The 13,096-nt window shown below is 59.4% G+C and carries 11 protein-coding genes; 7 read left to right on the forward strand and 4 right to left on the reverse strand.

The annotated features are described in order from the left end of the window. The first annotated feature begins 265 nt into the window (after nt 1-265). The 7 genes from ACOYQJ_RS15805 (at nt 266) to ACOYQJ_RS15835 (ending at nt 6,612) form a co-directional block, all read left to right on the forward strand. Complete coding sequence (locus ACOYQJ_RS15805) at nt 266-1,396, forward strand: TRAP transporter substrate-binding protein (protein ID WP_422907006.1); 1,131 nt, start codon at nt 266-268, stop codon at nt 1,394-1,396. Between the two features lie 73 nt (nt 1,397-1,469). After that, entirely contained in the window at nt 1,470-2,054 is a 585-nt protein-coding gene (locus tag ACOYQJ_RS15810; protein WP_422907007.1) for a TRAP transporter small permease subunit, read from the forward strand. Then, nucleotides 2,051-3,469, forward strand: coding sequence for a TRAP transporter large permease (locus tag ACOYQJ_RS15815; RefSeq protein WP_422907008.1), 1,419 nt, complete (start codon nt 2,051-2,053; stop codon nt 3,467-3,469). The genes ACOYQJ_RS15810 and ACOYQJ_RS15815 overlap by 4 nt, the downstream gene beginning before the upstream one ends. Beyond that, complete coding sequence (locus ACOYQJ_RS15820) at nt 3,459-4,850, forward strand: amidase (RefSeq protein ID WP_422907009.1); 1,392 nt, start codon at nt 3,459-3,461, stop codon at nt 4,848-4,850. Before ACOYQJ_RS15815 ends, ACOYQJ_RS15820 begins: the two co-directional genes overlap by 11 nt. Continuing rightward, entirely contained in the window at nt 4,847-5,008 is a 162-nt protein-coding gene (locus ACOYQJ_RS15825) for a hypothetical protein (protein WP_422907010.1), read from the forward strand. The genes ACOYQJ_RS15820 and ACOYQJ_RS15825 overlap by 4 nt, the downstream gene beginning before the upstream one ends. Nucleotides 5,009-5,113: 105 nt before the next feature. Then, nucleotides 5,114-6,097, forward strand: a complete 984-nt coding sequence (locus tag ACOYQJ_RS15830) for an OmpA family protein (protein ID WP_422907011.1) — start codon at nt 5,114-5,116, stop codon at nt 6,095-6,097. Then, nucleotides 6,094-6,612 carry a hypothetical protein gene (locus ACOYQJ_RS15835; RefSeq protein WP_422907012.1) on the forward strand — a complete coding sequence of 173 codons (519 nt, stop codon included), beginning with the start codon at nt 6,094-6,096 and terminating at the stop codon, nt 6,610-6,612. The genes ACOYQJ_RS15830 and ACOYQJ_RS15835 overlap by 4 nt, the downstream gene beginning before the upstream one ends. 43 nt (nt 6,613-6,655) lie before the next feature. On the opposite strand, the gene ACOYQJ_RS15840 is transcribed toward ACOYQJ_RS15835, so the two are convergent. The 4 genes from ACOYQJ_RS15840 to ACOYQJ_RS15855 form a co-directional block, all read right to left on the reverse strand. After that, nucleotides 6,656-9,316, reverse strand: coding sequence for a hypothetical protein (locus ACOYQJ_RS15840; protein WP_422907013.1), 2,661 nt, complete (start codon nt 9,314-9,316; stop codon nt 6,656-6,658). Beyond that, nucleotides 9,313-10,473, reverse strand: a complete 1,161-nt coding sequence (locus tag ACOYQJ_RS15845; RefSeq protein ID WP_422907014.1) for a tryptophan 7-halogenase — start codon at nt 10,471-10,473, stop codon at nt 9,313-9,315. The genes ACOYQJ_RS15840 and ACOYQJ_RS15845 overlap by 4 nt, the downstream gene beginning before the upstream one ends. Continuing rightward, on the reverse strand, nt 10,466-12,517 hold the full coding sequence (locus tag ACOYQJ_RS15850; protein ID WP_422907015.1) for a LodA/GoxA family CTQ-dependent oxidase: 2,052 nt from the start codon (nt 12,515-12,517) through the stop codon (nt 10,466-10,468). Before ACOYQJ_RS15850 ends, ACOYQJ_RS15845 begins: the two co-directional genes overlap by 8 nt. A gap of 67 nt (nt 12,518-12,584) precedes the next feature. Further along, a complete protein-coding gene (locus ACOYQJ_RS15855; RefSeq protein WP_422907016.1) occupies nt 12,585-12,878 on the reverse strand; it encodes a hypothetical protein in 294 nt (97 codons plus the stop codon). Nucleotides 12,879-13,096: the final 218 nt, after the last annotated feature.

Raw genomic sequence — 13,096 nt, forward strand, 5'->3', positions numbered from 1 at the left:
TTCCTCCCTAACCTGATTTATACATCAGTGGCGCAACCTGAGCGTGCGGCTCGGTTTGAGTCAACAAAGAATCGCTGTCAGGTCCGTTCGCAGCATGCTGAAAAAGGAATGTGACGTTGCGTAAAAGTGCGTGAGCCGTCATTCTTGTCTGGCGCTAACATACTTGCCAACTGCCGACGCGGGGTTAACTGCTTAAGCACGATGCGTCATTCTGCTCTGCTTGGAGCAGCACTAAAACTTTGACGATCTCTCTGGGAGGAGAAACATGACTAAGAACCAAAATCTGAACCGCCGGTCTTTCTTGACGAAGTCGGCGCTTGCTGGCGGCGTTGCAACCGGTGGCGTGTTGGCAGCCCCCGCCGTCTTGGCGCAGGCACCGCTTGTCGTGAAAATGCAGACGTCGTGGAACGACGCAAACATCTGGCAGGATTTCGCCCGCGACTATGCCACCCGGGTCGAGGAAATGTCGGGCGGACGGATGAAGATCGACGTGCTGCCAGCCGGTGCCGTTGTTGCCGCATTTCAGGTGCTTGATGCCGTGAACGACGGTCTGATCGACGCTGCCCACTCTGTGCCGGTTTACTGGTATGGCAAAAACAAAGCCGCGTCGCTGTTTGGCACCGGCCCCGTCTTCGGTGGTTCCGCCACGACCATGCTGTCCTGGTTCTATGCCGGCGGCGGTCAGGAACTTTACAACGAACTGACGCAAGACATCATGGGTCTGGATGTCGTTGGACACCTTGGTTTCCCGATGTTCGCGCAGCCGTTCGGTTGGTTCAAAGGCGAGGTCAACACGGTTGCCGATCTTCAGGGCCTGAAATATCGCACCGTTGGCCTTGCTGCTGACTTGATGGCCAAGATCGGCATGTCCGTCGCACAGCTGCCCGGCGGCGAGATTGTCCCCGCGATGGAGCGCGGCGTGATCGATGCCTTCGAGTTCAACAACCCATCCTCGGACAAGGACTTTGGCGCGCAGGACGTGGCAAAGAACTACTATCTGTCGTCCTACCATCAGGCGTCGGAAAGCTTCGAGTTCCTGTTCTCGCGCTCGTTCCTCGAAGATCTGGACCCGGATCTGCAAGCGATCCTGAAATACGGCGTCGAGGCCGTTTCGACAGCAAACACCGCCAAGGCGATGGACCGCTATTCTGCCGACCTGCAATGGTTGCAGAACGAAGCAGGCGTTACCGTGCACCGGACCCCGAAAGAGATTCTGGACGCACAGTTGAAAGCCTGGGATGAGCTGATCCCCGAACTGGAAGCCGATCCCTTCATGAAAAAGACCCTCGACAGCCAGCGCGCCTGGGTCGAGCGGGTGTCCTACTACGAGCTGATGAACGCTCCGGACTACGGCTTGGCGTATGACCACTACTTCCCGGGCAAAGTGAAGCTTTAATCCAGTCTGGACGACCATATTGAACCTCGGCGCGGATCGCGCCGAGGTTTTTCGGACGATCTGCGGGGACACCATGATTTCTTACATTCGGTTCGCCGATAACCTTTCGGCATGGTTCGGCAAGGCATTTGCTTGGCTCATCATCGTGATGGCCGTTGGCACGGGCTACGAGGTTTTCGTGCGGTACGTCATGAACAATCCGACCGCCTGGGCTTTGGACGTTTCCTTTATCATGTATGGCACTTTGTTCATGATGGGCGGGGCCTACACGCTGTCGCGGGGTGGCCATGTTCGCGGCGACTTCCTGTATCGGCTCTTGCAACCGCGCACGCAGGCCAAGATCGACTTCGTCCTCTATCTGATCTTCTTCTTCCCGGGCGTCACCGCCCTGATCTTCGCGGGTTGGAAATACGCCTCGAGGTCATGGGGCTACGGCGAAGTCTCGGCTGCCAGCCCGGCTGGCGTTCCGATTTATCAATTCAAGGCCGTCATCGTTGCAGCGGGGCTGCTTTTGTTCATTCAGGGGATCGCCCAACTGATGCGCTGCATCATCGCCATGCGCACCAATGAATGGGTCGAAGCCCCTGAGGATGTTTTTGAGACCGAAGATCTGTTGATGCGTGAAGCCAACAAAGCCGAGAAAGACCATTTGTCATGACCGACCCGCAAGTTGCCCTGATGATGCTGGGCCTGTTCATCGTTTTCGTGTTCCTGGGCTTTCCGATTGCCTTTACGCTGATGGCGATGGGGATCGGCTTTGGCTATTTCGCCTACTTCGATCCCGGTCGCATGTGGCGGGCTTTCGAGCGACTGGACGAGACAGCCAGTTCTTGGGACAGTTGGTCGACATGGATCGAAGGGTTCTTCAATAACCGAATATTCGACTTGTTCGTGAACCAGACATTCACGGTGATGTCGAACGAGGTGCTGACCGCCGTCCCGCTGTTCCTGTTCATGGGCTATATCGTGGAGCGGTCGAATATCGTCGACCGTCTGTTCACCACACTGAATATCGCGTCAAAGAACCTGCCGGGGTCGATGGGCGTTGCCGCCCTGATCACCTGCGCGTTGTTCGCGACGGCCACGGGGATCGTGGGCGCCGTGGTTACTCTTATGGGCCTGCTGGCGCTGCCTGCCATGCTCAAAGCGCGCTATGATCCGTCTTTTGCGGCCGGTATTATCTGCGCCGGCGGAACGCTCGGGATTCTGATCCCCCCGTCGATCATGTTGATCGTCTATGCGGCCGCGACCAACGTTTCGATTGTGCGGCTCTATGCGGCGGCTCTCCTGCCGGGGCTGACACTGGTCGGGCTGTACCTGATCTATATCATCGGCAGGTCGGTCCTGCAGCCGTCGTCCGCCCCCCGTCCGACGGAGGACGAAGTGCCTGACATGCCGATCGGCAAACTTCTATTGCTCATCGTCACGTCTTTTGTGCCGCTGGCCTTCCTGATCTTCGCGGTTCTGGGGTCCATTCTGTTTGGTCTTGCCACACCAACTGAAGCCGCCTCGATTGGCGCTTTGGGCGGCATCCTTCTGGCGTTCCTCTACCGCGCGATGACATGGCAAAGACTGCGCGAAAGCGTCTACCTGACGATCCGCACCACGGCGATGGTCTGCTGGTTGTTCGTCGGGTCCTATACCTTCTCGGCGGTGTTTTCTTACCTTGGCGGTGAGCAGGTCATCGGCGAGTTCGTGGCCGGACTTGACCTGACACCGATCCAGTTTCTGATCATCGCGCAATTGATCATCTTCGTACTGGGCTGGCCGCTGGAGTGGTCGGAGATCATCATCATCTTTGTGCCGATCTTCCTGCCGCTGCTCGAAGTCTTTGGCATTGATCCTCTGTTCTTCGGCATTCTGGTCGCGCTGAACCTGCAAACCAGTTTTCTGACGCCGCCAATGGCGATGTCGGCCTACTACCTGAAAGGGATCGCCCCACCCGAGCTGCGATTGACGCAGATCTTCAAGGGTGTCATGCCGTTCCTGCTCTGCGTCATCATCAGCATGGTGCTGATGTATGTCTTCCCACAGATCGTGTTCTACCTGCCGGATATGTTCTATGGACGCTAAGCGGAAAGCAGAGGAACGGTTTGCGGCCGTTCCCGGCACGTTGCTGTTGCGCGACAGGTTGGCATCGGGTGCGCTTGATGCGTTGACGCTTGTCGAAAGCTACATCGCACGGATCGAAGCGCGTGAACCCGAGGTCGGAGCATGGGCGTGGTTCGATCCCGACTTTGCCCGCGCGCAGGCCCGGACGCTGGACGCCCATCGCCGCGCCGGTCGCCCATTGGGCCGCCTGCATGGGCTTCCGGTCGGGATCAAGGATGTCATCGACACGGCCCGGATCCCGACGGAAAACGGCTGTGCCCTTGATGCCGGGCGCGTTCCCATTAGCGACGCCTTTGTCGTCAAGCGACTCAAGGCCGAGGGCGCGATCATCATGGGCAAGACCGTGACGACCGAGCTGGCCTTCATGCATCCCGGCAAGACGGCCAACCCGCACAATCTTGAACATTCGCCGGGCGGATCCTCGCAGGGGTCTGCAGCTGCTGTGGCTGACGGAATGGTACCACTTGCCATTGGCACGCAAACCGGCGGGTCTGTCATTCGTCCAGCCTCGTTTTGCGGTGTCACCGGCTACAAGCCCACATTCGGCGCAATACCGCGAACCGGCATTCTGACCCAATCTCCTACGCTGGATACCGTGGGTGTTTTTGCCAGCGATCCCGGCGGAGCCGCCTTGTTGGCAGAAGTTCTGTTTGGCCACGACGCGGGCGATCCAGCGACCCATGAGGAACCCGCGCCAGCACTGGTGCAGGCGGCGCAATCAAAGCCCCCGCTGGCCCCGGTCTTCGCCTTCGTCAAGCCGCCCGGCTGGGAAAACGCCGATCCGGACTTGCATGCCGCATTCGAGGAATTGGTCGCAGCGCTAGGCGATCAGGTCTTTGAGGTCGCATTGCCGGATGCCTTCAAAGCGGCGGCATCGCAACGCGCGCTGATCAACTTCTCGGAAATGGCGTATCACTACTATCGCTACTGGCGTGATGGTGCTGAGCAGTTGGGCGACGAAACCCGAGAAGCCATCGAAAAAGGCAATGCGGCCATGGCCCGTGACTATCTGTCTGCCTGCGACTTTCCGCAAATTCTGAATGCCGCGCTGGAAGAGATTTTCGAAAGGTGTGACGCGATCCTGTGTCCTTCTGCGACTGGCCCGGCGCCAAAAGGTCTGGATTCCACCGGCGATCCAATCTTTAACGGGCTCTGGACTTTCTGCGGCACGCCTTGCCTCAGCCTGCCGCTTCTGATTGCGGAAAACGACATGCCGATGGGCGTGCAGCTTGTCGGGCCGCGTGGCAACGACACGCGGCTATTGCGAACGGGGCAGTGGTTGTATGACTGGGCGACCACGCCGCCGCTCAATGACGATACCACGACAGGGGATAAATCATGAATCGCATGCTTGCACTTTTCGCCTTTGTCATTTTTGTAGGCTTCCTCGGAATTCTCGCGTTCAAGGTGCCCAGCCCGGATCTGGTCATCGTCATCGCGTTGACGATACTCTTGGTCGCCTACGATTTTGTGACCTCGAGCGGTGACAAAAAGGACTGAGCTGCGAACCATGATTTCAGTGTGGATGGCCTGCGTTTGCAGATGACGCAGATCAATCCCCGCGCGACTGGAGTGATCTAGGCTTCGTTCAAATGCGAGGTCATCATGAAGCGCTTTCTCTTTTTCCTATGTGCAATCGGTGTGCTGGCGCAACCGCTGGTAGCTCAGCAATTGGCGGATGTTCCGGGTGCCTTCGATCCCGAAGGTTTGCCCCGAATCGAAGGGGCCGTGATCATAGGTTACGACCAGTCGGGTTTTGACGCGCTCGACATGCCAATGGGTCCGGTCACCTACGATGGGGCTGAACTCGTGCGCAGCGTCGAAGGTCCGCGGACGCGGATCATTTATGCCGTACCGGGCGATCGATCCCCGCTGGAGGTGATCCGAAACTATCAGGCCGAGTTGGACGATCAGGGCTTTGAGAAAGACTATGCCTGCGCCAAACAGAACTGCGGCCCGGTTTCCGCCATGGTCCGGCATTTCTACCCAAGCGACGGGCGCCTTACCAACATGGGTCAGATCACCCGCAACGCCTTCTCGTCGCCGCGTGACGATCAGCAGTACTATGCCGCCAGCAACCCCGAGACAGGGCGCAGCGTGTCGGTTTACGTCGCCTTCGAGACATTCGACCTCCACCCCGAGACGGAAGGCAAGGTTTTGGTCCTTCTGGACGTGATCGACGGCGCGCCGTTGCAGCGGCGGATGGAAACCGTAACTGCTGATCAGATGGCCGTGGCCCTCGGGGCCGAGGGGCGGATATCGCTTTATGGCATTCTGTTCGACTACGACAGTGATCGCCTGACGGCGGCCTCTGATCCGACACTGGCCGAGATCGCAGCGCTGGCTGACAGCGATCCGTCACTGACGCTGTTCGTTGTGGGCCACACCGACATGACCGGAAGTTTTGAGTACAACATGGATTTGTCGCAGCGCCGTGCAGCTGCCGTCGTCGCTGCGCTAAGCGAGCGGTTTGGCGTGGCGGGGGAGCGTCTGCAACCAGCCGGTGTCGGCCCGCTGTCCCCGGTGGCTGATAATTCAACCGATGAAGGACGGGCGCTGAACCGGCGCGTCGAACTGGTGCGGCGATGAGAGCGGCGCGGCGCATCGCGTTCCTTGCTCTGAGCGTGCTGCTGATCGGCGCAATGGGCAAGGTGCCCGAGGCCGAACCGTTGCCATCGGCTTGTGATATTCTGAGCGAGTTGCCCGCCGATACCCTGCCGGGGCAGAGCCTTGATTATAAGACAACGCAGGATCGTTCAGGCAATGACATCTTGATGAGCATGTGTTCAGCGCTGGGCGACGATGGCCTGCCCGCCGTCACGCTGTTGCTGCGCCAGAATATCTCAGAGTCAGACCCGCAAACCGCCTTGGCGCAGCGCGAAATCATGATTGCCGAGCTGGCTCAGACGTTTGGATCTGCCCCTCAAGTGACCTTGCCCGACATCGGCGAGGCGGCCCTTTGGGTGGCTGAGATCGCGCAACTGACGGTCTGGTATCGACGCGGTCGGGTGATGTTCATCGTGACCACAGGAAATGACAGCCCCGACACACGGCAAAAGCTGTCAGAACAGATCGCGCGCGAGATCGTGGCGCGCTTCCCTTAACTCGCCTCTGCCCCCTCTCAGATCGGGCCGTCAGGCGAACCGCTCAGTCCGGGATCGCGGCCTGAGCCTGATAGATCGTTGACGTCCAGTTCTGGGAAAAGCGCAGATCGGTGTTGTCCGGATGCTCACTGACCAGATCAAGGTTGGTGTTCAGGTGGCTGGTCAGGTAGATACTGCGCTCGGTCGCCGGAAGATGGCCGTGGCCTTCGACAAATCCGTCCTGAAATCTTCCGGCCAGAAAGCCCGGCGGGATGGTCTGATACTCCATCGACACCCGGACCGAGGCTGGCTTGGCGCCTTCCTCAAGTGTGATTTCATAGGAAATCAGATCCCCCCCGGCCAGCGCCGGATCGTTGTAGTAGGGATCCTTGTCGATGGCGCTACCGGGCACCAAGGGGTCGCGCTGTGGCTCGGTGGCGTAGGCGGCGGTGCACTGATCGATGCCGAAAATCGTCGTTCCGGCGCCGGGGTTGGCATCACAGCCAAGGACGCTGGGCAATTGGAAGCCCTTGGGCAGGATGCGATTGTCCTTGGCGTCGTGGAAAAGCGCCAGTGTCCGCGAGGTCAGTGTGCCAGTGTCATCGACGGCCTGCACCTCATAGATCTGAACCTGATCTTGCGCGGTGATCACCTCGCGATGCGGTTGCAAATTGGCCGGCTTGCCATTTGGTGTTTCACTCGGCAACAGATTGTAAGTTCCGTCGGGATTTTGCATGCAAACGCCGTTGCAGATCGCACCATAGGGATTGGTTTGACCCGAAACCCAAAGAATGTTGCCGCCTGCGTCCAGCACCTCGAACTTGATGAAACCGCGCCGAAAGCCAGCCCCGGAAGGGAACTTGTGCCCGGCATTGTTAACCAGCGATAGCTGTGCGTTGACCGTATTGCCCGTTGTAGCAAGCGAGACGATCTCGATCTCGACGGCGGCCTGCGGGTCGGGGGTGGTGGTGTCCGGCACCAGACCATTGCCATTGGCTTGACTTGTGGCCTGTTGGACAATCGCCATCTGTCCATTCAGCAGATAGTTCTGGATCACGGCCATTTCCTCGCCCATCGGCGTGGTGGCGTAGTCGGGCACGTTGTCGTCATAGGTCGACACTCCCAGCACATCGGGGAACTGCATGAACATCTCGAAAACCGGCAGGTTGATCCCCATCAGGCGGTGGCGGCGATAGGTCTTGGGGGTCAGCCCCTCGGTTGATTGCGCCATGATGGCCGTGTGGTTGGTGGGGTCATTGGGATCGGTCACCAGCGGCATGTGGCAGCCCTGACAGGTATTGCCGTTGTCGCCTTCGCTGGCGAAATCGCTGTTGATCCATTCCAGATAGGTTGCCTGCTCATAGCCCAGCGTTACACATTGATCCGTCAATGGATTGCCGTATTCCCCGCGCGTCGCAGGTGCAAAGGTTGTGGCGTCGCCGCAGGCCTCCGGACGGTCATAGAAGGGGTACATTTTCTTGAGTTCCGGCGTGCTGTCGGGCAACGGACCGCCGGGTTTGAACGAGGTCGGGATCTCGGGGACGATCAGCACATGACAAGCGCCACACAAAACCGATTGGCTGAGATAGCTGACACCACTGTCCGTATCCAGCGCCTGAGAAATTGCCAGCGCATCGTCATTCCACATCGGAGCGGGATCAAGCGCATGCACCGGGTCCGGCGTCATGATGTTGTCCATGTCATATTGGAAGGTCGCCGTGAATTCGTGCTGAAGCGGCACCTTCTGTTCAGAGGGTTGGCGCATGTCCACGTTGAAGGTGTTCGGCCCGTAGAAGACGTCATAGCTTTGCGGATCGGTGCTGGGTGACCACTGACCGCCGCCATTCGAAGGCCCGATGCGGTGGCAGGTTTCGCAAGACACGCCGTCGCGGGCAAGCGAGCCGTATTTGGCATAGAGTTCCGGATGATCGGCGACGGGCTTGCCCTCAATCGGCGCGCAGTCTGCGGAAAACGGAAATGGCTTGCCGCGCTCTTTGCCTGACAGAATTCCCGGCAAAGTCGCATAAAAGACGTCTGTGCAAAACGGCGTATCCGCGCCGTGATCGAATTCAAGCTGGCGCTCGCCCATTTCGCCATGGCAGCTGAAGCACACGTCCTGAATGACATGCGGATCGGCAAAGGGATGTTTGTTTGTCTCGGTTTCGATCTGTGCCTGCCAAATTGGATCACGGGTGGCGAGGCGCATGATATTGGCGCTCCAGTCTCCGTACTGAGACCAGTTGGCCAGCCAGACTTGGTGCTCCTCTTTCGAGGTATACATCATCTCGGGCAGACCACCGCCTTCGACGAACAACGCGCTGTCATGGCAAGCCTGACAGAATTCGCCGGTGGAAAAATCATTGCGGCAGACGATGGGATACCCTTGCGGGGGATAGTCCGGATCACCGGGCTCGCAGTTCGCCGGGTTGCCGGGCGTCTCGCGCACCACAAGCTCAAGCGAGGTGTCCCCGGCGCTTTGCGGCGGGAACCAAACCACGTTGCCCTTGCTCAAAAGGTCGATCTGCGGGCCGCCCTTCAGATAGGTCTGGTTGAAGAAATCGACAAAGCCCTGCGCCTGCGCGCCACCTTCGGGCAGCGGCTGGCTTGGCGTGTCGCCGTTTTGAAAGACCGGAGGGGGCACCGTCAGCCCATCGTTGGCAAGTGCGGCCGAGGCGCCGAAGATTGTCAGCACGAGAAAGATGGAAGTTCTGAAAATCTTGATCATACCAATGCATCCCTTGCCGAGCCCTGAAAGATATTTGCGGTTCGCCTGTGGCGCCGTGCCCAGAATGGCGCTTGAATCCAGCGCCGTTCCGCTTCGTAGAAATGGCAGTACTCGCGCAGGTACTTTGCGCGAACCTGACTTTGCATTTGCCGGAAATGTGTTGTCGCCGCTTCGGACTGGTTCCGCGCCAGTGCCAGTCGGATATTGCTGGCTGCGAGCGAGCCGGACTGCAGCGCCTGATACAGCCCCTGCGACGACAGCGGATCAAGGCTTTGGGCGGCGTCGCCCACTGCGAAAAAAGCCTCGGGTTGCGGGCCGTCAAGAAAATCACTGCCCGCCGCCGCGCCGCGCAGTTTCGATGTCATAGGGCCGTAGCCATTTGCGGCCAGATGTTCGCGGATCATCGTTGACTGCCCCAACAGGCGCAGGAAACCGTCCGGTGTTCGCGCCAAGGCGGCCTCGGGCAGATCGCGGTCGGTGTGCAGAACCACAATCCGTTCACCGCTGCGGCCGGGCAGGGCATTGCTGTACCACCACCCGAAAGGGCAGGCTTCGATCCGTGTGAACCTGTCGTTATCGGTATCCGCCGTGGTGCCAAAGCTCATGGCAAAGGCGAACAGAGCGTCGGTTGTTGTGTAGTGCATCCCAAGGCCGCGGGCGATTTCGCCCCGGCGGCCCGTCGCGTCCAGCAAAAAGCTGCCATTGGCTTCGTGGTGCTGCTGGCCAATCTGGTATGAGACAGCCCACTGGTTCTTTTCCGCATCCCAACGGCACTCCAGCACCTTGGCCCCGGATCGCAGATGCGCCCCGGCACCTTCTGCGGCCTGTCTCAGCGCATGGTCGAACCCGCCGCGATCAAGGCACAGCCCGCAGCCGTCCGGCGAAAAGAAGAAGTCCTGGATTGCGGGGCTTTCGTGGCCCCAGATCGAGATGTTGCCCCGGGTCTCGTAAGAACAATCGGCCAAGGCTGCGCCAAGCGGTCCCAGCAGGCGTTCGGCACACCCAAGGGCCATGGGGGGCAGCGTCTCGCCGATGTTGAACCTTGGCACCTGGCGATGTTCCAAAAGCAAAACCCGGTGCCCGGCGCGGGCCAGCGGGATGGCCGCCGCGCATCCGGCGGGGCCAGCGCCGACGATTATGGCGTCCAGATCAGGCATCGTTCTGGTCAGGGTTTGTCGGGCAGGCGACGGGTTTGGGGTTCTCGGGCGGCTCGTTCAAGGATGGATCGCGCTGGAATTCCGAATAAACGACCGAGCCGTTCTGGGTGACAAATCCGCCGCCCGCATCCTTTACCGGCAAAACCATTCCCAGCTTGGGCCAAGCAAAGACCATCTGATCGTAGCCGTCGGTTCCGGACAGTGGCTGGCCATAGTCATCGTAGCCCCGGAACCATTCCTTGTACGTACGCGAACCGGTTTCGGCGTCGTATTGAAAAACGATCTCGGGGCGTTGGACCGGCCACCATGCGGTGTTGCACGACCAGTAATCGCCATGCCACGGGCTGGACATATAGGCTGCCACAGATCCCGGCTCGGTGCCTTGGGCAACGCGGAACGCCTCGGCGAAAAGCTCGGGGTAGCAAATCAGGTAAGGGAATTCGATCCCCGGGTGAAAGCCGCCCCCAATGGTCGGCTCAAGCGCTGCGCAATCCATCGCCAAAGGCTGCTCGGCAACCGGATAGGACTCAAGTGGCTGCGGTTGTTGCAGCGTGCCCACCTCAAAGTTGCCCTCGGCCCAGTCTTTCAGCCTGTCCAGATCGTTTCGCGTCAGGCTCAGGTATTGGTTGGGCAGATCGTTGCCCAGTTGCGCGTTCTGCAGGGGCTTGCCACCTGATCCCCAAAGCTTGGGCATCTTGTTGCCCCGCGCCACCCGGTCGCTTTTCACCGGAGGCCCTGCCTTGGCTGGCGGCGCGGGCGGCAGGGTGTCACGCAGCGTGCCGCCCTCGGCCTGACGCATAAGCTTGTAAATCTGCTGGCGCGCGAACTTGCTGGCGTCCGAAGGATCGGTAAAGACCGCAAGGTTCTTTTCGCTGAGCAGGTTGCCGGCCTGCTTTGGCCCATGTGCCAGATTGCGGTTCTGCGGTGTGACACCCCCAGCCTCGGCGCTGACCCAGCCGTAGTTCACGGCGCGCGCGAGCACCGGATAGATGTCGCGGTAAAAGTTGGTCATCGTTCCGTGGTTGGGGTCGGCCTCGGGGAAGGCCTCGAACACCCGGTCCTTGATCGAAACGACATGGTACATGTAGGGCGCGTATTTCGGCGGGGCCGTGACGATCCAGCCGCCGTTGTTTGCGTTGCGGGTGCCATCTTCACCGGGGGACGCGACATTGTCACGGGTGCTCAGAACCCGGCCGTCTGTCAGCACCACCGTCGCGTCGATCTCGCCGCCGCAGGTGTCGTCCCACCAGCCCGGCACGTTGAAATAGGCGAACTGGTTGACCAGCGGTTGATAGCCTGCGTCCTCAAGCACCGGGCCATTTGGCGGCTGGTAGTGTTCGCTGGGGTTGGACAGTTTGATCTTGGGCGTGGTGACGCAATCGGCCTGTCCGGGCCCGGCAATGAACACAAGCCTGCCTGCGTCATCGACCCTGATCCGCCCGATTTCAACATTGGTGGCAGGGGTGTAGGTGACGGTGACAAACTCGCTTGGATCACGGTTGCACAGGTCCGGATCGTCATAGTCCAGATAGCCCGGCAATTGGCTTTCGGTGACATTGGTAAAGACATCGCCCGCCAGAACCACATCGCCCTCTGCATCCTGCGCGATGGTCTGGACGCCGGGGTCGATGATCAGGTCAGTCCGGTTGATCGGGTCAGGGATATCGCCCTGAATGTTCGGGTTGCGAAGCTGGTCGGGGTCAAAAAGGTAGGCCCCCTGAAAGGCATAATTTGCGGCCTTCATGTTGCGCACATGGACGCGCCATTCGATTGATTCGCATTGGTCTCGCGTCAGCTCACCAACGCAGGTGCCCGAGGCGTCATAGGCATAGATGCGGAACCGCTGAGCCTGCCGTTTCAAACGCATCTGATCGTCTCGATAGCTGCCGCCGTCAGGGCCCGGACCGGGAGGGCCATCCGCAGGGGCGCCGGGATCGACGATCTGGCCGGGGGCTTCGGGACCGATGAAATACTCATCGCTGTCCCCCAGCCGCGCGATCCCGATACCGGGATGCACTCTGATCCGTGTGATGTTTTCGTACATGCCTTTTGCCCCCCGGCGCGAAATAGTCAGGTGAAATACAGTGCAAAAAACAGCGGTAATCGTATGGTCAGAGATCCGTGGAGGTCACGATCTCCCAGCGTTTCAGGTCGGTTGACACCACAAGAAAGCGGTTGCCGCGATTTTCGATCACCGCCGCCAGTTTTCTGGTTTGAGGCTTTGCGGAAATCACGCGAAAGCCGGGTCCAAAGTTGACCCGAACCGCGTTCGCAACCTGTCCCAGATACTCTGGCGACAGGGTTGCCTTTGCGAATTGTTGGCCTTCGCAAGACCCTGCGGGAAGCACACCGGGCAAGGCGCCAGAGGCCACGCTGGCCGTGATGATGAACTGCCTTCGATCCATAATGTACCCCGCTGCAATAAATCTATTCTGGGTTGTTTTTGCGATTCAATCAATTATTTTTACGAGTACGACTTTCCAAAGGCAGCCTTTGAGGCTCTGATTGCCGCCAATTGCGACCTAAAAAGTTTGCGCCTTTTTCTGTTTAAGGCGCTTAAATAAATATTGGATCGGCGGTTTTGCCAAAATGGCGCTCGATCGGCTCTCCTGCCGCGATCACA

The sequence above is a fragment of the Pacificoceanicola algae genome (assembly GCF_049341065.1).
In the GTDB taxonomy this organism is placed as follows: domain Bacteria; phylum Pseudomonadota; class Alphaproteobacteria; order Rhodobacterales; family Rhodobacteraceae; genus Pacificoceanicola.

Excerpts from the sequence above, each read along its gene's own strand:
- ACOYQJ_RS15830 (WP_422907011.1), top strand. The coding sequence starts at position 5,114 with ATGAAGCGCTTTCTCTTTTTCCTATGTGCAATCGGTGTGCTGGCGCAA.
- ACOYQJ_RS15855 (WP_422907016.1), bottom strand. The coding sequence starts at position 12,878 with ATGGATCGAAGGCAGTTCATCATCACGGCCAGCGTGGCCTCTGGCGCC.
- ACOYQJ_RS15815 (WP_422907008.1), top strand. The coding sequence starts at position 2,051 with ATGACCGACCCGCAAGTTGCCCTGATGATGCTGGGCCTGTTCATCGTT.
- ACOYQJ_RS15845 (WP_422907014.1), bottom strand. The coding sequence starts at position 10,473 with ATGCCTGATCTGGACGCCATAATCGTCGGCGCTGGCCCCGCCGGATGC.
- ACOYQJ_RS15820 (WP_422907009.1), top strand. The coding sequence starts at position 3,459 with ATGGACGCTAAGCGGAAAGCAGAGGAACGGTTTGCGGCCGTTCCCGGC.
- ACOYQJ_RS15805 (WP_422907006.1), top strand. The coding sequence starts at position 266 with ATGACTAAGAACCAAAATCTGAACCGCCGGTCTTTCTTGACGAAGTCG.
- ACOYQJ_RS15835 (WP_422907012.1), top strand. The coding sequence starts at position 6,094 with ATGAGAGCGGCGCGGCGCATCGCGTTCCTTGCTCTGAGCGTGCTGCTG.
- ACOYQJ_RS15840 (WP_422907013.1), bottom strand. The coding sequence starts at position 9,316 with ATGATCAAGATTTTCAGAACTTCCATCTTTCTCGTGCTGACAATCTTC.
- ACOYQJ_RS15810 (WP_422907007.1), top strand. The coding sequence starts at position 1,470 with ATGATTTCTTACATTCGGTTCGCCGATAACCTTTCGGCATGGTTCGGC.
- ACOYQJ_RS15850 (WP_422907015.1), bottom strand. The coding sequence starts at position 12,517 with ATGTACGAAAACATCACACGGATCAGAGTGCATCCCGGTATCGGGATC.
- ACOYQJ_RS15825 (WP_422907010.1), top strand. The coding sequence starts at position 4,847 with ATGAATCGCATGCTTGCACTTTTCGCCTTTGTCATTTTTGTAGGCTTC.